Here is a 21,429-nt window from a genome sequence, read left to right as displayed (position 1 = left end):
AGTAGCTCGCTAGAGCGAAATGAATTACTTCGAACAATTAAACGTTTAGGCAGGACACTATGGAAAAAATGGTCAGGCTATCATCGGCGAAGTTTGGTTGAAACTAAGATGCATTGCATCAAATTATTAGGAGATAAACTCAGTGCAAGGAGTTTTGATAGCCAAGTGAATGAGATCCATGCACGTGTAGCAGTCCTTAACAGATTTACGGAATTAGGTCGACCACTTACCCAAGTTACGCCTTAAATTTGGCTCAATTAGGGGCGCTTTGCATTTCAAATCTTTGTGCAACAAAGCCAAGCACTTCTAGAAAAGCTGCCAAATAGCACACAACTGGATGAAAGACTGCAACAGGCTATACTAAAAGGTCTGCAAAAAAATCAGTATCACATCGCAAACATTGCCAAGCAGCTCAATATGTCTACTCGACAGCTACAACGGCACTTGCAGGAACAAAATACAACCTATCAACAACGTATGCAGGAACTCAGATTATTATTAGCCCGACAATATCTGCAAGATCCTCATTTAAGCTTAAAAGAAATTGCATTACTTCTTTGTTATTCTGAACAAAGTGCATTTCAACGGGCATTTAAACTCTGGACAGGTTTAACACCACAACAATGGCGTAAGGAAAATACCTAAATTATAAATACTACAATCCGTTTACGATTTTCGTCATATTCTTTTTATGATTTTTAATTAAAATACAAGCATGTGTCGTGTAATATGATACATTCCGAAGAAATATTTTTTTTTGAGAAAAACAACACGGATAAATAGACTATGAATAAATATATAGCAGAGTTAATCGGGACATTCTGGCTTGTATTTGGCGGTTGTGGAAGTGCAGTACTTGCAGCTGCATTCCCAGAGCTAGGAATCGGTTTCGCGGGTGTAGCCCTTGCTTTTGGTTTAACAGTTCTAACAGGTGCTTACGCATTTGGACATATTTCTGGCGGCCATTTCAATCCAGCCGTTAGTGTAGGGTTATGGGTTGGTGGTCGCTTCGACTCTAAAGATCTTATTCCTTATATTATTGCCCAAGTGATTGGTGCAACCATTGCCGCTTTTGTACTTTATCTCATTGTACAAGGACAGGCAGGATTCTCTGGAACAGGTGGTTTCGCAACCAATGGTTATGGTGATTTGTCGCCAGGCAAATACAATTTGACATCAGCCTTGATCATTGAAGTTGTACTCACAGCTGTCTTTCTGATTGTAATCATGGGTTCTACGGATAAACGCGCTCCAGCTGGTTTTGCTCCAATTGCAATTGGTCTGGCTCTGACACTGATCCATTTAATCAGTATTCCAGTGACAAATACTTCTGTTAACCCTGCACGTAGTACAGGTGTGGCATTCTTTGCCGAAACAGCGGCATTGGGTCAATTATGGTTGTTCTGGGTTGCTCCTATTGTCGGTGCGATAATCGGTGCACTTATTTATAAGGGAGTATCCAAAGAGTAATTTGATTAAATAATCTATAAGGGAATGGCAATCTTGGAAATTGTCATTCCAGTTTATATTAGAACCAAATATTATAAAAACGGGTTTTCAATTTCTTTTATATTTTGCTGCTGAATCCTTTCAGGCAAATTAGCTTCGGACTGTAAAGCCTTCACTACATCATTAATAAAAACCTGCAATGCCTCTGCCGTTTTTAAGCCCTGCTGGTCTTTGGTAATTTGTAAATTGCCATATATATTTATTCGATCCAACTGATTTTCCAATGTTAAATCATAAATTGATGATGATTCATCACCTTTTTCAAATGGCTTAAACATCCTTGATATCCTCGATATTAAATTTTATTTGGGACAATAGCTTGATAAAACCACATCCCTGATATGAATACAAATCCTGCGGCGATACTTATTTAACCAGCTGTAAAATATACTGTAATAGTGCATTTACCAGCTGTTTAATCAAATCATCTTTAGTATTTTCATCAATTTTAGGTAACGATTCTATTGTTGATGATGATGAAGTTTTTTGTGATTTAAATTGCTTTTGTAAAGCGGAAATCTGCTCTGATCTCACATCCTGTGCACATTGGCTTTGGCCATCCCAGTGTAAATAATCAATTTTTTTATTGGCTTTCACTTGTGCGGCAGTAAGTGGCAAATTGTAAAGATTACGTTTTTGTTCATCTGTAAGTTCAGGAAACACATTAACGCCAAGCATATCTTCCAGCTCGCAAACACTGATGACCTGAACATGTAATGAATTATCATTGGGGGCAATATACGCGCCAATTACACCTGTTTTAGGCATATAAACTGCTTTATATACTGCTGTTGGAACAATGACACCACGACCTATTGTGTTTAATTTTTTTCCCGAAAATACTGGACCTGTAACGACATAAACATCCTGTTTTTGTTTATTGACCACAGCGCGGGTTGCTTCTTCAAGCTCTCGCCAGACCTGTTGATTATTCTTTTGGGCTTGGGGAACGATATTTGCTAAAGAAAAGCTGTCATATTGAGAGTTTTTATCATACATATCACCGTTTGGTGACATATGCCCGCGATCATAACCTGAAGAACGATAGTCCGATAATTCTGCTCTATAAATAGAAGGGATACTCATTTCAGGATGGAAATTATCTTCACGTTTAATTTTTTGGCTTAAACGTGTTGGTGATAAATATTCAGCAGACCATAACGGCGTTTTTGAAACACCAGAATACATCACCGTGAAACCGTTATAACACAAAGGAAAGTTGTTTCTGGTCAAGCTTTCTTTTAAAAGGACTGGTGGAGCATTTTTATAGAACTGGTTCAAACATGCTGAATTCAAATTTGAAAAGTTGAGATTAGGTATATATTGAGAAATTTTCTCTTGGGCAAAGGCAAAAGCAAAGCTTCCAATAGCAACCAAAGACAAAATTAATTTTACAGCGTAACTTTTCAACCCAATCATTCCTAATTTAAAACCTTACTCAGCATTGACCCATTGAAAATGCAGGTAAATAAAGCATAGCAGTTCCTGTTAAAAATAATATCTGCTGCTATTTCAGGTGATTAAAGCCTATTCAAAATCAGACGAGAATAAAAGCACCAAGCGACACAAAGTGACGCCCTGTTTTAAGACAAATATCTATTTACCTCCTGATGTCCATATATACAATTTTGAGACTTTTTTCACATTTGATTCAAATATCTTGAAAAACATAAAATCCAGAGTAAAAACAATAACCTTATACGTAACAATTTGTTGTTTTTATTGTGATATTTTCTATATATTTAATACAGTTCAGTATGTTTTATTGAAACAGGTCATGCAGTATGACATGGTAAAAGAGTATTAATTTTAAACTTAGTCAATAAATTGAAACTTTTGGCTTATTTGGAGTGGGAAATGAAAAAATCAAAACTTTTAGGTGCAACACTTATTGCAGGATTGTCATTCACTACTGTGGCTGCATTTGCTGAGCCAGCAGTTCCTGCTGGGGCAACTTTAGAAAGCCTATCTCAGGCAACGATTACTACGACTGTGAATGGTCAGCCTGGCACTTTAAAAGAAGTTTTAGAAAATAATAAATTGACTGTTATTTCTGATTCAAATCAGACTAATGCACCAGCTGCGCCACAAGATACTCAAGCACCAACAGCAGAGCAACCTGCTTCTGCTCCAGAAGCTCAAGCACCAAATGATGCTCCTAATGCTGCACCGAGTGATGTAACAGCTGAACAACCTGCTGCAAACTGATAAGCCGCTTTAAATGATATTGAAAATACCAGTTCACTTGAGCTGGTATTTTTTTGTGAAAAATTTGCCATATTATTTCGTAATAATCTAAAACTCAAAGATAAAAAAAGCCCATATAAATATGGGCAAGTTTGATGATTGATACCGGGGAAATCTATTTTTTATCACGTTCCAGAATATGCACAGTAGCTGTACGACCCGCGACAAAAGCAAGCTCATTGTGGGGAATTTCATCAAGAATGATTTTAACAGGGACACGTTGAGCTAAACGTACCCAGCTAAATGTTGGATTGACATTGGCAAGCAATCCAGAAGATGTTGTACGTTCACGATCTTCGATTCCTGATGCAATCCCTTGAACATGTCCTTTAATTTTTTGTGAGTCACCCATTAGCTGAACAGTAGCTGGATCACCTACATGGATTTTATTGAGCTTGGTTTCTTCAAAATATCCCACAACATATAACTGTTTGCGATCGACCAGCGCAGCAACTGCATCACCTACTTTTACATAATTCCCTGCACGCAAGTCAAAATTGGATAATGTTCCATCTGCAGGAGCAATGACTTGCGAACGATGCATATTTAATTCAGCCATGTGCACATTACTGGTTGCAACTTCAATTAAAGCTTTTTGCTGGGTAATATTGGCTTGAGCCTGCTCAATAGCAGCATCCAGTTGTTTTTCTTCAGCATGGGACTGATCACGTGTTGCAAAAACCTGGTCTTGTTCCTGTTTTGAAATCGCTCCATCCATGAGGTCAGAGTAACGACCTGCTGTTTTGTCTGCCAGTTTGGTATTGGCTTCTGATTTGATCTTGTTGGCTTTCGCGGCACTGAGTGCAGCTTCTGCCTGTGCAAGACCAGAACGCGCTTTTGCCAGATCAGACTTGGCTTGTTCAACGTCTAAAACCTGGCGTGCAACATCGATTTTAAACAGTACCTGACCTTTCTTTACAGTTTGGTTATCTTGTACCAATACTTCGGTGACTAATCCTGCAACATCTGAGGAAACTTGCATAACATCTCCACGAACACGCCCATCACGTGTCCAGGGTTCGGCATTATAATAGTTCCATAAATGCACAACACATAGTATAGCAACGATAGCAATACCCAATAATACAATGGGTCTTATTGCTTTACGCACATCAAAATTTTTCATTTCCTTTATCCAATCATCAAACAATAGACTTAAAAAATTTAGCCAAAGAACACGACAAAGAGCCAATGGACAAACCACAATAAAATTAAATATAGGCAAAGGTTAAAAATACTGGGAAGTGCAATCCAACCTTTTTCAATAATTTTATCTGTTCCTATTGAGACAACTTTGAGTAAGATATATGCCAAAATAGCTTGTATCAGAAATACAGGGACATAAACGCCATAGATATTTATTTCACCCATGTTTATGCTCCTGCCAATAACACTGAGTCATGGGTAGCATCTGCTCCATCATAATGACAAATACTATTACGAATATTATTGACAGATATCTCAATACGATGACGGATATCCTCATCACCAATGCCTGAAACATCTGCATCAATTTGATCTAGTAATTGCAAAATAAGTTGAAAATCCTGAAGATCATGCTGCCCTTTTGACCGCGCTTTAAACCAGAGATCTAAGTTTTGCTGCAATGCTGAAATTTTATTCACAACGGGCGACTCTTTAGATAATTTATTAGATAGCTCTTGTAATCGTGTCAAATCAATTACTGCGCTAGATTCTATTAGAGCATTATTAATTTCTACTTTTAATTGAGTAGACTGTACCTGCTTTGTATTTAACACACCAATTCGATCCAGCATACTACGCAGATGAATCCTGAAAGCTGCACCATAATTCATCCATATCGATTCCTGCATCGCTTTATAATGCATAGACAACATTCGCTGAGCGGTCATGTCGGGCGACATCGCACGGACTACGTGAACCACACATATTGAAATAATCGGTCCAATGATCGTACCAATCGAAAAATCGAAAAAAGCAATCTGATCCAAAGAATATCTATTCTGAATATTCAGCCCCATGGTCGCCCCCATAATTAGAGGCAGCCCCAAACCAGCAAGTGGTGGATGTGGATATAACATCAAACAGAACATTAAAAATGGTGCAAGAACGACCGCCATTTCCCAAAAAGATGTTACATGCGGGAAAATGCCATAGGCATAAATAAAGACAATTACCGCAGCATAAATATTTGCACGAATAAACATTTTTAAAGCTGGTACAGGGTTATCCAGTGCCGTTAAAATACATGCACTGATCGCTGCCATTTCAGCGAGCATAAACCCTGTTTTCCAACCACTTAAAATCCAGAAAGCGCAACTGATCAGAATCGTAATAAATGCAGAGACCCCCCCCCGAACAGCAACACCATGATCTCGGTGTAAACTTGGATATGAAGTTGTCAAAGGTGCGATGGCTTCTGGAAGTGTATTATCACCGTTTTGAATCCGCTGCCAGATTAGCTTCACCGCACGGACATTTTGAATAAAATGGCGAATATCCATTTTCAAACTACCTAGCATCACTTGCTGCTCAGGTTTTGCGTTCTGGAAAATTGCATCAAAATCAGAAACGAAGCTTTCAGGAAGATGATTAAGCTCATCTTCGTATATAGGATGTTTATCATCCAGAAAAAATTCGACATGTGCATGTAAAATATGCAGATACTCTCTATAGCCCAGATCAATCTGATCCAGTTGCTTAATCCGTTCAGACATCGCGACCAAATTGCTAACCAGCATCGTGATCTGGTGCAATAGTTCCTGTAATGGTTTGGCTACACCTTTAAATTTTGATTTTTCATAGCTTAAATGCACAGCCATAGTGTGAATATCAGATGTATCACGAGTGATATTTGCTAAAAGCTGTGTATAGTTATCTTGATGCTCTTTGTCTGATAATATTAAGTCGAAAACTTTCTTTATATCTTGCATTGTATTGGAAACGCGATTTTTTACCACAGGTCCTAAATGCATGGGAAATATGGTTGCAGAAACGACAGCACTACACACTACACCAATAGAAATCTCCAAAAAACGGCCTAAGGCCATATCAAAAATAGAAATAGTATCAATGTAATAAACAGCATTAAAACAGATAATGACAGCCGTATATCCTGCCAACATGAACACATAACTACGTGGTGTACGATCCAGCAAAGAAATATATAAACAAAAAGCAACCCAGCTCGCTAAAACAAAAGAAAAAAGCCAAGGCGTATTAATCAGATAAGGTGTTACTGCTACGGCAAAAATTGCACCAAATAATGTTCCCAATAACCGATAAATACTTTTTGATGCAGTCATCCCTGAATAGGGATTTGCGATCACAAATACTGTTCCAATAGCCCAGAGCGGGAACTTCATGTCTAATTTAAACGAAACATAGAGCGCGAGCATACCGGCAAGAAAAGTTTTAGTCGCAAACATCCAATCCATTTTATTGGGTCTAAATGCCAATAGCTGTTTGGTTAGTAACATGGACTTTTTTCTCAATAAACGACTGGTTAAGTTAGGATCTGCTGTTGTTTTACTGGGTAAGTCTTGTCGCAGTTACTTTGAAATATCAACAAATCCAAATTACTCTTTAAAAATTACTTTGAAATACAGACCAAAAGAACGCCATTCACTGCAAAGTAAATAGCGTTTTATTTCTGTAAATTTAAGCATGTAAAATTCTGATCAATTACGAATAAAATGTAACCGATACTCATTTCACGAAAGGGAATTGCATAAATGCAATCGAATTGATCAAATTTTAGACGATTTTAAAATTGTTAAATTTCATCATCAGATATTTGATTTCTTAATTTTTTCAAAAAAAGTACATTAAGTCAATCAAAATATCTTAATTTGATAATCTATTTGTGTTTTAATTTAAATATTACATTATTAAATCATATTTAAAAATGATGATGAGCTTTGTTAAAAGTACTTTGCTGTGAACAATTTATGTAAATTAGCTCTGCAAAGATTTGCACAATTTGTTATAAAGTAACGAATATTTAGCATTTTTAGTCCTCACTGGCATAGTAGGTAATCCATGGCACTTTCTAGTTTCGGAAAAATTCTCACCGTCTTAGATTTATTCTCGGTGTCACGCCCAGTGATTAATGTCGATGTGATATGCGACGAACTGGGTTTATCAAAACCAACCAGTTACCGGTATCTAAAAGAATTGGTATCGGCAGATATTTTACAGCGGTTGAGTGGTACCTCAGGTGATTACACACTTGGCCCTAAAATTGCCGTAATGGACTATATTTCACGTACAACTGATCCATTGGTTCAAATCAGTAAACCTTTCATGCAGGAAATTTCTGATCGTACAGAATTGTGCTGTTTACTTACCCATCTCAACCGTGATTATTGTATCGACGTTCATCATGAAGTATATCGTGATGAAACTTTACTTTCTTATGGCCGCGGCTGTCCCCGCCCTGTTTATATGGGGTCGTCACCAAAAGTCATCATGGCACATTTATCAAAACAGCGAATTCATGATTATTATGAGCGTTTTTCAGAAAAACTTGCTGAAGTTGATTTCGCTCATGATGAAGAAAGCTTTATTGCCCGTATGAAAAAAATTAAAAAACAGGGTTTTTATTTTTCTCAAGGTGAACTTGATCCTAAAGTTTCGGGTCTTTCAGTTCCTGTAAAGTTTTCGAGCAAAGAAGCTCCTCTTGCACTGACTGTTTTGGCATCTAAAAATCGCTTTGAATTTGTGAACTTAAATAAACTGATTGAGACACTACAAGAAAATGCAAACCAGATTGAAAAGCGGTTTTTAGCATTATCAGAGAATGATCAACTTGCTGAATTCAATAATATTGCAATTTTTTAATGATAATTTGAATAACAGGTTACATTTCTCAATATTGAAATTTCACGCAAATTCTCATATGATGAATTTGTTCTTCGGTAATTAATTCATACTGGAATTGTTTTTTCGAAGGCAATCCCCTCAGAGAATAAAAAAGCTCATATTCAATATATGAGCTTTTTTATTGATTAAATGACTATACTTCACCATAATCCAATAGTAACCTACATTTTGTTTTGCTCCTGTCGTATGCTAGTTGCAACCAGAAAAGCAATGTCAAGATTAAAGAGCAACACCAAAAAAGCACTAAAACAAATATTCACCTTTCGATTTTTTTCATCATCACATATAACTGATATCCAGCACCATTATCATGACCGAACGACTAAGACGTTTAACCTTAATTAATCAAGGACTATCAACCTCACAATGTTTTGGAAAAGGAATACTGGGAACTCGTCGTGCCATTGAACATCTCGGTTATGTACAAATTGATACCATATCGGTAGTGGAAAGAGCGCATCACCATATCCTCTGGAATAGAGTTCCTGATTATGACTTGAACCATTTAAATGCACTGGTTCAACAACAACATATTTTTGAATATTGGTTTCACGCGGCTGCTTATCTGCCAATGCTGGATTATCGTTTTGCACTGCCCCAGATGGCTGCTGTAAAAGAACATGAGTTTCGTTATTTTAAAGGTGGTGATACCAGGTTAATGCAGGAAATCTTAACTCGTATCAAAACGGATGGAAAATTACGTCTACGTGACATCGATCCTCAGCATAAAATTACAAAAGGACAATGGTGGAATTCAGGTGCTGGACGGCGCTCTTTACAACAGCTTTTTATGCAGGGCGATATCATGATCTGTGAGCGTAATGGTATGGAAAAGGTCTACGATTTAACTGAAAATTGCATTCCTGGCAATATCAATTTAACGTTACCAAATATCCATGACTATGCTGAATACCTATTCAATACTACACTCAGAGCACATGGGGTCTTTACCTGGAAACAACTCATCCATTTAAAAACCGGGAAAAACATTCGTGATGCTATGAATGCAATACTTCAAGCCCAACTCGATGCAAATGCAATTCAGGTTATCCAAGCTGATAATGGGCAAAAGATCTATGTTGATAGTAAGTTATTAGAACTAAAACCCAAGCCTCAACAAACCTTAAAACTCCTCTCTCCTTTTGATAATTTAGTAATTCATCGCGAACGTTTAAGTGCTCTTTTTAAATTTGACTATCGAATTGAATGTTATGTTCCAAAAGATAAACGTATTTATGGTTATTTTTGTCTGCCGATCTTATATGGAGATAAACTTGTTGGTCTAATTGACTGTAAAGCACATCGGGCAAAACAGACCTTAGAGGTAGTGAGTTTACATATACAAAATAAAGAAATAGATCAAAAACAGTTTTTCTCTGAATTAAAAGATGAATTACAAAGATTTGCAAAGTTTAATGGTTGTGAAAAAATTGAGATGCAAGGTTAAACCTTAAAATAAAGAATCAAGCTAATTTTAATTTTTTATCAAAAAGTAATGACGTTTATTCTCGTACAGAATAAAAGTTCTGTCTATACAACTTAGTCAGATCATAAAAATTGTATGAGAAATTATAGAAAATAATCATTCAAAATTTTCGTAAAAATATCTAAAAGTTAAATTCACTCTAGGTTCTATGATCCTTGTTGATTTCGACAACATATGTTTCCAATACTTTTGTGTGCTCCCTTTCATAACAATTAATTGACCACTTTGCAAAAGTAAATCGACCTTTTCAGCTTTAAATTTATGTTTAAAGCAAAATTTTCGGGTTGCTCCAAAACTTAATGATGCAATCACTGCCTGTTTACCTAGATTGGGTTCATCATCACTATGCCACCCCACAGCCTGTGTGCCATTTTCATATAAGTTTGCCAGGCATGAATTGAAAGTATGTCCTGTCAGTTTTTCTATATGTGCTTTTAGACGGAACAATGCTGGATTCCAGATATGAGCCTGTTTTGCCATGCCTGAATAATGATATTGATAATTTTCATCACCATACCACACGACTTTTCTGTCAGTGATGTAATGCTGCCCATGTAAAAAAACTTCATCATTTTTCCAGGCTAAATTTCTTAAAAAGTAACTTAAATATTTTTGTGAGTCTTCTTCATTCAAAATCAGGCCATAATTCTCTACGACCCCGTCACAGGGCAAAAGGTTTACATTGGCTTCTGGCTGAAAAAGTTCGAGATTCATAGACGTTATATATCATTAACCTAGCTTAAAATAACCACTGCATGCTCTCCAAAATATTGTAATGGAGTCCCAACAACACATATATTCTATCTAATTTTCTCAGTTCACAATTCGCTACATTGTATGCGCTTGTGACAAGGCATTTTCAAGCTTAGACTACATCCATACTGACCCTGAAAATAAAAATTGCCTATGAATTTATTACACTTATTCCAGAAACTTAAACCTTTTGTTCAACCTTATCGCTGGTTGGTTATTGCAACTCTGATCCTGACACTCATTGGTTCACTTACCGCTCAGGTTAATGCATTAACACTCAAATATGCGGTAGATAGCATCAATAAATTGGTCGAAGCTGGAATGGGGCTCAGTCAGGGTTGGCATATTCTTATTACGATTACGGTTATTTTACTCACTAAAGAAATACTCAACGTCATCGTTCAATTTGGACAAAAATTTTATGGCGAAAAGCTTAGAATTCTCGTTTCAGAAGATCTGGCTCAAGGCATCATTGAGAAATTCCTCACCTACAGACTGGCATTTTTTAATCAGGATAATAACCAAGCTGGCAAGTTACAAACGCGTATTGACCGTGGTATCGGTTCTTTAACCCGACTGGTACAAATCTTCTTTATTGATATTTTACCTTTGTTTACCAGTGCCATCATTGCACTTGCACTAATGTTCTATGCAAACTTTTGGGTTGGTTTAGTTGCCTTGTGTATTGTACCAATCTATTTCTGGATGACCTACAGACAGGCTCAAAAGCTTGGCGGTTGGCGACGTAAACTGCGTGATGGAAGGGAAAAAAAGAGTCAGGGTATATTAGGCATTATCAATTCAATCACCGTGATCAAATCGTTTAACCGCGAACACATTGAAGCGGAGAAGCAACTTAAACTGCAAACTGAATTGACCGATAACCAGATGCACACCCGTCAGATCAGTTTCCTATTTGATGGATTAAAAACCTTCGTAGAGCAGATTGGTGTTGTACTCATTATTATTCTGACATCCTATTTTGTTTTGGATGGTCAGATGAGTATTGGCATGATCATGTACCATGTCCTTTTATTCAATAATGTTTCTGCACCGATTCGCTCTTTGCACCGGATATACGATGAAGTCAATGATGCCATGATTTATTCGGAAAGCTTTTTTAATATATTGGAAGCAGATGATGAAATTGAAAAAAGCGGACAACTTAAACCGGAGTTACATGGAAAATTTGAACTAAAAAATGTCGATTTTAGTTATCCAAATGGTCATCAGGCGTTACATCATATCAATATGACCATTCAGCCCAATAAAATTACTGCACTGGTTGGACTTTCAGGAGCTGGTAAATCAACCCTGATTAGTCTGCTAGATAAGTTTTATCAACCTGATGCAGGTGAAATTCTACTTGATGGAATCAATCTGGAAGATATTGATACGCATTATTTGCGGGAACACATTGGATTGGTTTTACAGAAGAATCATATTTTTCAAGGTTCAATATTTGAAAATATTCGTTATGGTAAAACAGAGGCTAGTATGGAGGATGTAATCAATGCAGCTAAGAAAGCATCTATCCATGAACAGATTTTAAAACTACCTCATGCTTATGATGCAGATGCATTGATGCTTTCTGGTGGGCAACAGCAGCGTATTGCCTTGGCCCGAATGTTTTTAAAGAATCCACCTATTATTTTTCTGGATGAACCAACTGCAAGTCTGGATGCCATTGCAACAGAGCAGATTAAACATAGTCTGGATGAAATAAAACAGGGGCGAACCGTTATTATTATTTCACATAGTTTGTCGCAAATTATTGATGCGGACTATACCTATGTGATGAAAGAAGGAAAGGTTGTAGAGCATGGGGAACATGATGATTTATATCATCAAGATGGAACGTATAAAGAAATTTTTGATGCCATGGCAAAAAGCCTGAATATCGAAAAAATCGCCAAAACGATTGAGGATGAAGAAACACATAGTTAGACATTTTTGTACCTTAGATAAACTTTTCTAAACATCTTGGGTCAACCATTTCCAAAAACTGAATCGGATTAATGGAATGTTTAAATAAACCGAACTTTCAGCTTTTTTATTTTAGATACAGGAAAAAGCTGAAACTTTATGAAAATTAATAAATTGTGTTTTTATGCTTATTCTCTATCGGACTTTAAAACCGTTTTTTATGGTGAATATTTCTTTTCCTTAAGATATTTCCAAATTACAAATTAATACTAATCACTTAAAGCCTGAATTGATAAAAGTCATCTATTCTGAGATCACTTATAAAATCCCTATCAACAAAAGCAAGTCATCAGGAAAAATAATGGCGATCCATAAATATGCTTTACAAGTTAAATGGACTGGCAATACAGGTTCAGGAACACAATCTTATAAGGCTTATAAACGAGATTTTTCAATACAAGGCCCCAATAAAACTGAGATTTTAGGTTCAGCAGATCCTGCCTATTTAGGCGATCCAACTCGTTGGAATCCTGAAGATCTGATCGTTGCATCAGCATCTGCTTGCCATAAATTATGGTATTTACACCTCTGCTCTACACACAAAATCAATGTCCTGGATTATATAGACCATGCCACTGGTTATATGGATGACAATCCAACTGATCGTAAAGCACACATGACCCATATCTTGTTGGCTCCAACCGTAGTTATCCAAAAAGGTCATAATAAAGATCTGGCAAATAAACTACACGAAGAAGCCCATCATGAATGCATGATTGCAAACTCTGTCAATTTCCCTATTCATTGTGAAGCAACCATTTTATTTGAAGATGAAACTCAACAATAAATGCCATATATAAACATTAGGCAAAAACAAAGGCTCCACGTGGAACCTTTATTTTTCAAATTAACAAGGTTTGATCTTAGTGATCAGATGCTCCAGAAGCACCAATACCTGTCATAGAACGAACGTATTGGGCATCAAATGCTTTACGTTCAGCTTGAGCACGTGCAGATTTATCTGTTACAGAGAAGAACCAGCAGCAGATAAATGCTAATGGCATTGCAAAAATTGCAGGTCCATTAAACGAGTTTATAGGTGTATCAGAGATTTTCAGTGTATCCACCCAAACTGCTTTAGACAAGATAATCAATACAACTGCTGTTACCAGACCAACAACACCACCAATCACCGCGCCACGAGTTGTTAAACCTTTCCAGAACATTGACAATACAAGTACAGGGAAGTTTGCACAGGCAGCTACAGAGAATGCCAGACCCACCATGAATGCAACGTTTTGTTTCTCGAAAATAATACCTAAAATCATCGCAAAAATTGCAAGCGCAAGAGTCGCAATTTTAGACATACGAAGTTCAGAAGCAGGTGTTGTCTGACCTTTCTTGAATACGTTTGCATACAAGTCGTGGGAAATTGCTGAAGCACCAGAAAGTGTAAGACCTGCCACAACCGCAAGGATTGTTGCAAATGCCACTGCTGAAATAAAGCCCATGAACAAGTCGCCACCAACTGCATCACTTAAGTGAACTGCAGCCATGTTGTTACCACCAATCAGCTCCAGTTTACCTGTAACAGCAGCTTTAGCTACATCAAGGAACTGAGGATTGTTTGAAACAAACAGGATTGCGCCAAAACCGATAATGAATGTCAACAGGTAGAAATAACCGATAAAGCCTGTCGCTACTACAACTGATTTACGAGCTTCTTTAGCATCTTTTACTGTAAAGAAACGCATTAAAATATGTGGTAAACCAGCTGTACCAAACATCAATGCCAAACCAAGAGATAAAGCATCAAGCGGATTCTGTGCCAGACTACCTGGTCCCATGATCTTAGAAGCTTCTTCAAAGCTGATATTGCGAACCTGACCAAAGACTTCAATTGATTGCTGGAACATGTTAGAGAAACTGAAACCTACTGCTTTCATTACCATGAATGCCATAAAGGTTGCACCACTAAGCAACATCACCGCTTTGATAATCTGTACCCAAGTTGTTGCAAGCATACCGCCAAAGATTACGTAAGCCATCATCAAGAGACCGACAATGATCACAGCGATATTATAGTTCAAACCAAATAGAAGCTTGATCAACTGACCTGCGCCAACCATTTGCGCAATCAAGTAGAATGCTACAACTACAAGTGAACTCACTGCAGCAAGTGTACGAACTGGTTTTTCTTCCAAACGGAATGAAACTACATCAGAAAGGTTATACTTACCCAGATTACGAAGACGTTCTGCAACCAAGAATAATACGATTGGCCAACCAACCATAAAGCCTAATGAATAAAGCAGACCGTCAAAGCCTGAGCTAAAGACCATTGCAGAAATACCAAGAAATGATGCAGCTGACATATAGTCACCAGCAATTGCTAAACCATTCTGGAAACCTGAAATACCACCACCAGCAGTATAGAAGTCTTTAGTTGATTGAGTTTGTTTTGCAGCCCACTTGGTAATAAATAGTGTTAAGCCCACAAACACCAAGAACATAATAATGGCGTGCCAGTTTGTTGCTTGTTGTTCTGCCTCTCCCAGGTCAGGACCCGCCATCGCAACTGTAGACATCGCCAAAGTTGAGACAGCTAAAGCTTTCGCTTTAAATGAATTCCATTTCATCATACTACGTTACCACCAGATGCATCTGCATTATGAGTTTGAGTTTTTTCATGCGTAATCGCTTCCACTTCTTTCATCGCTTCATTTGTAAGCTGATCAAAAGAGTTGTTTGCAATATACGAATACACACCGCATAGAAGAAACGACAACACAATTATTCCAAGTCCTAAAGGAATTCCCCATGTTGTAACGCCGCCGCTAAATGAACTCATTAAAAATTCTTTGTTATAACCAACTAAAAGCATGAATCCCACGTAAACAACTAACATAAAAATAGTAAGTGTCCAACTGAGCGTACTTTTTTTGCTGACCATTTGTTTGAATTTAGGATTTTGTAAAATACGTTGTACCTGTACGTCATCCATAGTGTTGCTCCTTGATAATGGCCATCCGCGGCCATTTTTTAATCCTTATTTTTCCGAATACAAAGTTATCAATCTTGTAGGCTGTTCGTAACTTAGACTTTGGTCGCTAAATTTTGATCAACTTAGACGCATATCTTGATGGATGCGGTATCATGTAAAGGGTTTTCAATATTGCGGACAGCATGAACAGTTGGCTTATCATCGGGGTTCTAGCCCTCTATATCTTCGTTCTTTTTGGTTGTGCATTCTTCGGTGAGAAACACGCCAGCCGATTAAGTACGCGTGGCAGAATGTTACTCTTTAGTCTAACACTGGGTGTTTATTGCTCATCTTGGACATTCTATGGAGCAACTGGAGCTGCGGTCAGAGAAGGGATTATTTTCTTACCGATTTATCTGGGCCCGCTGTTATTTGTCTGGTTAGGCTATGATATTTGGCGACGTTTAGGACGTGTCCGTCAACATCATGCGATTTCTTCAATTGCCGATTTTGTTGCTGCCCGTTACGGTAAAAGCGGTACGCTTGCCTCTTTAGTCACGATTTTGGCTGTAATCGCGATTATCCCCTATTTGGCGTTACAATTGCGGGCTATCGCCTTAAGTGCATCCGTCATGCTGGATCATGATACGCATCTTGCAGCGACCACAACCAACGGTGTTCTTGGTCTAACAGCGGTATTGGCTATACTTGCCATGATGTTTGGTACACGTCAAATCGCCAATACAGAACAGCATGGTGGTTTGATGCTTGCTGTTGCTTTTGAATCTTTTGTTAAACTGTTTGCCCTGCTCTGCGTTGCATTTTTCTTTATTTTTGATGCACCTCAAAATATTGTGCAAATTTCCCATGATGTAACCAAAACATTTCATGAAGTCCAACTCTTTGGCGTGCCAGAAACCTTCTGGGTTCAAACTTTATTAGCAGCATTGGCAATCATATGCTTACCCCGGCAGTTCCATGTTGCAGTCGTTGAGCTACGTGATGAAAAGCATATTCGCGGAGCCAGACGCTGGTTTGCAACCTATTTAATTTTAACAATTTTTGCGATTATCCCTATTGCAAGCTGGGCATTACATGCAGCGCCTGAATATTTAACGATTCCTGATGTTGCCGTGCTTTCCTTACCGCTTAGTTATAATCAGGAATGGTTGACACTTCTTGCATTTCTGGGAGGATTCTCGGCATCTACAGGTATGCTGCTAGTTTCCTCCGTCGCACTTTCTATCATGCTCAGCAATGACTTGATCATGCCTGCTTTATGGCGTTTTGGAGTTATTTCCAGACATGATAAACGTTTACCCCAAGTCTTAAAATTCACTCGTCGTATTTGTATTCTAGCCGTGATGCTTTTAGGCTTTTTATTTTTCCATTTCTTCAATGATATTGATCAATTATCTGTATTTGGGCTGTTGGCATTTAGTGCTGTCGCACAATTTTCCCCAGCACTTATCGGTGGATTGTATTGGCGCGGTGGTAGCAGACAGGGTGTATATGCAGGGCTGGTAGTCGGCTTTTTCATGTGGATTTATACCTTATTATTCCCTACTATCCTGCGTAGTTTACCCAATGAATATAGTCAGTTCGCCCATCAGTTTTTAATGTATGGTCCTTTTGGAGTTGAATGGCTACGTCCACAAGCCTTACTCGGATTTGAATCATTTGCACCATTGACGCATGGTGTAATCTGGTCATTGGGTCTCAATATTTTACTGTATATCTGGATTTCACGTATTTACCGACCAAGTGTAGCTGAACAAATTCAGGCAGAAAGCTTCTTTTATTATGAAACCAAGCCTTTGCCTGCTCATAACACTTCAACAGATATGAATTATTTACATCATGATGTTGCCCGATTAAAAGTGGGGGATTTGATTACTCTTGCCAAAAGGATTACTGGGGAAGGGCCAACCATGCATGCTTTCCGCCAGTTCTGTATTACCAATAATGTCGTATTAAATGAAAATAGTAGTGCTAACGGCATGTGGTGGCGTTTTACTGAGCAATATTTGGCAGGCACGATTGGCGCTGCATCGGCTCGTACTTTACTTACCACAGCCATGGTCAATAATGGTCTTGCATTAGGTCAAGTTGCCAATATCCTCGATCAGGCGTCACAATGGCAACGTTTTAACCAGAACCTGATTATGACCATGATCGACCATATGACACAGGGTGTCAGTGTTGTTGATGAAAACATGTGTCTGGTTGCATGGAATAATCAATATCTCAAGTTATTTGATTACCCTAAGGATTTAGTTTATGTCGGTTGCCCAATTGCCGATCTGATTCGCTATAACGCTGAGCGAGGTGAGTGTGGTCCTGGTTCAGTCGAAGAACACGTACGTAAGCGTATCCACTGGATGAAAGTTGGAAGCGCTCATGAATTTGAACGTATCCGCAAGGATGGTCGGGTTATTCAAATGCGAGGCAATCCTATTGAAGGTGGTGGCTTCGTCACAACCTTTGCCGATATTACCGCTTTCCGTGAAAATGAAGCAGTTCTTGAAGGACGTGTACAAGATCGGACCCAGCAACTTGCTGATGCACTAACTGAACAGCAACTTGCCCGCGAACAGGCTGATAAAGCCAATATGTCAAAAAGCCGCTTTATTGCGGCAGCAAGTCATGATCTATTACAACCGATGCATGCTGCCCGATTATTCAGTACGGCACTTGAACAAAGTGTACAATCTGACGAAGACCGCAAGACCTTACAGCAACTGGATCGTGCCTTACACGGTGCTGAAAGCATGTTATCTGCACTTCTTGATATTGCTCGTTTAGAAGGAGGCAGTATCCAACCTAAACGTCAGTCCTACCCTCTTCATGATTTGCTTAGCGATCTGGAACTTCAATTTAAATCTATCGCCGCACAACGTGGTATCAAATTACATGTACATGATGCCCAGTTCTGGATAGATACTGATCCACAATGGATACGCCGTATTATCCAAAACTTTGTCAGTAATGCACTACGCTATACTGCACGCGGTCGTGTTGTAGTGGGTGTTTTACGCTCCTCTACCCGTCCAAAACATATCCGGATCGGGGTATGGGATACTGGACCCGGTATTGCAGAAGAACAACGCATTAAGTTATTTCAAGAGTTTGAACGTTGTGGACATACCTCTCCATGGGGGGAACAAGGCCTAGGACTAGGATTAGCCATTGTACAACGTATGACCAGTGTTCTGGATTATCCTGTTCATGTTTACTCAAGCTTAGGCAAAGGTTCATGCTTTATGATCGAAGTGCCTATAGTCGATGCACCAAAAGTCATCGCAACACCTGTGCAAGCTGTACCATTAAAAACCAAAGCATATAAAATTTTATGTCTGGACAATGATGAAACTATTCTGGAAGGAATGAGTACATTACTCACCAAATGGGGTTATCAGGTATTTAAAGCAACCGAACCAGAACAGGCATTGGCAATTATTCAAAAAGAAAACATTCAGGTCTGGCTTGTAGATCAGCATTTAAATAACAATAAAGTCGGACTTGATTTTATTTTGGAGCATCGTCAAGAAAATGTGCCTGTGGCTTTAATTACTGCAGACTCTGATCCGGAGTTACCTGGACACTTAAAAGAGGTCAATGTAGTATTGCTGAAAAAACCGCTTAAACCTGCTTCGTTACGCTCATGGCTATCTGGCCTAAAAATTTCAAAATAACCCTTTACTGCATTTATAAATTCCATGCCAATAATACTGGTATGGAATTTTTTTTATAAAAAAACACATTTATTCATCAGGATTGGCATTTTTATTTTTGATAGTGTACAAAATATACCAAAACATCGCATATTTTTAAGATCAGATTGACTAAAAGTGATATTGATCATATTTCATTGGCAAAGTAAACCAAAAAAGTAAGTGAACACTTGTACACTTTATTACAATTTAACAAAGTGTTGAATTATAATAATATTTTTCATAAAATTTAACCATATTATACTTTAGTCGTATTCCTATTGCATCTTGCATAAATCATAAAAGGTACATCTATTGATCTTTTATTTTATCTCTCAAAAAGAAATGTAAGAGGATCAAAAAAATAAAAAGGAGCATTCACATGAATATTCAAAACACAGTAGCACAAGGCCAACATCAGGCCCAACAGCTACATCGTCAATATGCTGCCAATGCAATATTGCCAGAAATTAACTGGCAGGAAATTTTTAAATTTAGCAAACTCAATGATGCTCACCTGCAAGCCTTAGATACGATTTATCGTAGCACTGTACCACTTGCATTAAATGTTTTTGAAGAATTAAATTTTGATGTCTTTGCTCCTGCTGCATATCATCCACAAGGTTTAGGCTTATTTGATAAGCTTGCGGCACAAGAAGAAACCCTTTTAAAAACTTTAGATGCTGAATGTGATTGCTTGAGTAACGAAGCTCGTCATCAGATCTGGAGCATGTTGCTACGTGGCGGTGCAGTACTGGTCTTTAAAGCATGGCTAGGTAAAGTAAAAACAGGACAAAATGAACTGGATGTAACCCAGTTTGATGAGCTCTCTGACTTACTTTTCATCAAAACAGCGCCTACTCCACTTGCTGAACGTTTACATGTCAACGCACAGGCCAATTATGAACATATTTTCCTGATGCACGGCAATGACATCTTCCTTGACCGTTTTAATAGTCTGGAAACAGCTGCCCTATTTGTCGATTTAGGTGTGTATGATGCGGCCTTTTTAAGTCTACGGGATGAGCGTGTTGCTGCATATTTAAAATCCAGAGGCTATGTGACACAAGAGCAGATTGATGATCTTCAATGCGCATTGAATCCTTTAAATTGTGATGATTTATCACCTAGACAAGATTGCCTAGCCTGACATGGCAATAAAAAAGACCTCATCATGAGGTCTTTTTTGAAACAAATGAATTATATTTTCTTTTCATCAATGTTTAATGCATTTATTGCCAATACAGCCTGAGTACGGTTCTGAACGCCTAATTTTCTGAAAATAGCAGTGACATGTGCTTTAATCGTTGCCTCTGATACATCCAATTCATAAGCGATCTGTTTGTTTAGCAAACCTTCAGCCACCATCATCAACACTCTAAACTGCTGTGGAGTTAATGATTGAATCCGTTCAGCCAAAGCAGTTTCATCAGCGGCACGTGGATCAAAGTTCATATTTGCAGGTAAATTTGGTGGCAACCAGATATCTCCATCTAGTACCTGACGAATCGCCTCACCAATGTGGCTTGGATGCGCTGACTTAGGGATGTAACCCATTGCTCCATGTGCAATTGCACGCTGAATGATCGAAGTTTCTTCATGTGCTGAAACAACAATGATTGGAATCGACGGATATTGCGCCCGTACATGTACTAGAGCTGAAAAACCCGAAGCACCAGGCAAATTCAAATCAAGTAGAACCAGATCTGGCTCAGGACCATTTTCTAAACGTTCATAGAATTCATTTACAGCTGCAGTCTCATGAATCTGAGCTTGAGGTAAGCTGTATCGAACTGCCTGAATCAAAGCATGACGAAAAAGCGGATGATCATCAACGATTAAAATATTCATAAGTGACGTCAGAAGTCTCTAGCACAGTACATTATTTTAAACGTACTATAACAATTAAGGATACGTAAATCTTACCGTTTTTTTGAATTAAATGT

The 21,429-nt window shown here is 38.1% G+C and carries 18 protein-coding genes and 1 pseudogene; 10 read left to right on the top strand and 9 right to left on the bottom strand.

Annotation, left to right across the window (positions count from 1 at the left end; genetic code table 11):
• From KPC_RS07220 to aqpZ, 3 genes and pseudogenes are all read left to right on the top strand, one after another.
• On the top strand, positions 1–246 hold a 246-nt coding region (locus KPC_RS07220), incomplete at its 5' end, for a transposase (RefSeq protein ID WP_141730357.1).
• 30 nt (positions 247–276) lie between these two features.
• Positions 277–645 (top strand): annotated as a pseudogene (locus tag KPC_RS07215) (helix-turn-helix domain-containing protein); the annotation flags it as partial.
• Positions 646–786: 141 nt separating this feature from the next.
• Positions 787–1,470, top strand: coding sequence for an aquaporin Z (aqpZ, locus tag KPC_RS07210; RefSeq protein WP_121973730.1), 684 nt, complete (start codon positions 787–789; stop codon positions 1,468–1,470).
• A 71-nt stretch (positions 1,471–1,541) separates the two neighbouring features.
• On the opposite strand, the gene KPC_RS07205 is transcribed toward aqpZ, so the two are convergent.
• The gene (locus tag KPC_RS07205; RefSeq protein ID WP_121973729.1) at positions 1,542–1,787 is read right to left on the bottom strand and encodes a hypothetical protein; all 246 of its coding nucleotides are present in this window, start codon (positions 1,785–1,787) and stop codon (positions 1,542–1,544) included.
• 88 nt (positions 1,788–1,875) lie between these two features.
• Positions 1,876–2,928 carry a DNA/RNA non-specific endonuclease gene (locus KPC_RS07200; protein ID WP_121973728.1) on the bottom strand — a complete coding sequence of 351 codons (1,053 nt, stop codon included), beginning with the start codon at positions 2,926–2,928 and terminating at the stop codon, positions 1,876–1,878.
• Positions 2,929–3,366: 438 nt separating this feature from the next.
• Here KPC_RS07200 and KPC_RS07195 point away from each other — a divergent pair, with 438 nt between their 5' ends.
• Positions 3,367–3,717, top strand: coding sequence for a hypothetical protein (locus KPC_RS07195; protein WP_121973727.1), 351 nt, complete (start codon positions 3,367–3,369; stop codon positions 3,715–3,717).
• A 154-nt stretch (positions 3,718–3,871) separates the two neighbouring features.
• Here KPC_RS07195 and KPC_RS07190 read toward each other — a convergent pair whose 3' ends face one another.
• The 3 genes from KPC_RS07190 to KPC_RS07180 are packed head-to-tail and all read right to left on the bottom strand — an operon-like array spanning position 3,872 to position 7,217.
• The gene (locus KPC_RS07190) at positions 3,872–4,882 is read right to left on the bottom strand and encodes an HlyD family secretion protein (protein WP_121973726.1); all 1,011 of its coding nucleotides are present in this window, start codon (positions 4,880–4,882) and stop codon (positions 3,872–3,874) included.
• A 38-nt stretch (positions 4,883–4,920) separates the two neighbouring features.
• Positions 4,921–5,127 (bottom strand): DUF1656 domain-containing protein, encoded by a 207-nt coding sequence (locus KPC_RS07185; protein ID WP_121973725.1) that lies wholly within the window; start codon positions 5,125–5,127, stop codon positions 4,921–4,923.
• A gap of 2 nt (positions 5,128–5,129) precedes the next feature.
• Entirely contained in the window at positions 5,130–7,217 is a 2,088-nt protein-coding gene (locus KPC_RS07180; RefSeq protein ID WP_121973724.1) for an FUSC family protein, read from the bottom strand.
• A gap of 562 nt (positions 7,218–7,779) precedes the next feature.
• On the opposite strand from KPC_RS07180, the gene KPC_RS07175 reads away from it, so the two are divergent.
• Positions 7,780–8,580 (top strand): IclR family transcriptional regulator, encoded by an 801-nt coding sequence (locus KPC_RS07175; protein WP_121973723.1) that lies wholly within the window; start codon positions 7,780–7,782, stop codon positions 8,578–8,580.
• A gap of 352 nt (positions 8,581–8,932) precedes the next feature.
• Complete coding sequence (locus KPC_RS07170) at positions 8,933–10,069, top strand: winged helix-turn-helix domain-containing protein (RefSeq protein WP_121973722.1); 1,137 nt, start codon at positions 8,933–8,935, stop codon at positions 10,067–10,069.
• A 135-nt stretch (positions 10,070–10,204) separates the two neighbouring features.
• Here KPC_RS07170 and KPC_RS07165 read toward each other — a convergent pair whose 3' ends face one another.
• Positions 10,205–10,822, bottom strand: a complete 618-nt coding sequence (locus KPC_RS07165) for an alpha-ketoglutarate-dependent dioxygenase AlkB family protein (protein WP_121973721.1) — start codon at positions 10,820–10,822, stop codon at positions 10,205–10,207.
• A gap of 192 nt (positions 10,823–11,014) precedes the next feature.
• Here KPC_RS07165 and KPC_RS07160 point away from each other — a divergent pair, with 192 nt between their 5' ends.
• Together KPC_RS07160 and KPC_RS07155 are read left to right on the top strand one after the other, a co-directional pair.
• Complete coding sequence (locus KPC_RS07160; protein ID WP_121973720.1) at positions 11,015–12,808, top strand: ABC transporter ATP-binding protein; 1,794 nt, start codon at positions 11,015–11,017, stop codon at positions 12,806–12,808.
• Positions 12,809–13,148: 340 nt separating this feature from the next.
• Positions 13,149–13,634 carry an OsmC family protein gene (locus KPC_RS07155; RefSeq protein ID WP_121973719.1) on the top strand — a complete coding sequence of 162 codons (486 nt, stop codon included), beginning with the start codon at positions 13,149–13,151 and terminating at the stop codon, positions 13,632–13,634.
• A 76-nt stretch (positions 13,635–13,710) separates the two neighbouring features.
• On the opposite strand, the gene KPC_RS07150 is transcribed toward KPC_RS07155, so the two are convergent.
• Positions 13,711–15,426, bottom strand: a complete 1,716-nt coding sequence (locus KPC_RS07150) for a cation acetate symporter (RefSeq protein ID WP_121973731.1) — start codon at positions 15,424–15,426, stop codon at positions 13,711–13,713.
• A complete protein-coding gene (locus KPC_RS07145; protein WP_121973718.1) occupies positions 15,426–15,791 on the bottom strand; it encodes a DUF485 domain-containing protein in 366 nt (121 codons plus the stop codon). The genes KPC_RS07150 and KPC_RS07145 overlap by 1 nt, the downstream gene beginning before the upstream one ends.
• A 182-nt stretch (positions 15,792–15,973) precedes the next feature.
• Here KPC_RS07145 and KPC_RS07140 point away from each other — a divergent pair, with 182 nt between their 5' ends.
• Both KPC_RS07140 and KPC_RS07135 read left to right on the top strand, forming a co-directional pair.
• Entirely contained in the window at positions 15,974–19,465 is a 3,492-nt protein-coding gene (locus KPC_RS07140) for a hybrid sensor histidine kinase/response regulator (protein ID WP_121973717.1), read from the top strand.
• Positions 19,466–19,865: 400 nt separating this feature from the next.
• Positions 19,866–20,633: a hypothetical protein gene (locus KPC_RS07135; protein ID WP_213065882.1), complete on the top strand. Its 768-nt coding sequence runs from the start codon at positions 19,866–19,868 to the stop codon at positions 20,631–20,633.
• Positions 20,634–20,683: 50 nt separating this feature from the next.
• Here KPC_RS07135 and KPC_RS07130 read toward each other — a convergent pair whose 3' ends face one another.
• Positions 20,684–21,334: a response regulator gene (locus tag KPC_RS07130; protein WP_121973715.1), complete on the bottom strand. Its 651-nt coding sequence runs from the start codon at positions 21,332–21,334 to the stop codon at positions 20,684–20,686.
• Between the last annotated feature and the right edge of the window lie 95 nt (positions 21,335–21,429).

Origin of the sequence: Acinetobacter stercoris (genome assembly GCF_900323515.1) — a bacterium.
In the GTDB taxonomy this organism is placed as follows: Bacteria; Pseudomonadota; Gammaproteobacteria; order Pseudomonadales; family Moraxellaceae; genus Acinetobacter; species Acinetobacter stercoris.
The sequence above is the reverse complement of the archived record's forward strand: the minus strand, read 5'-3'. Positions and strand labels throughout refer to the sequence as shown.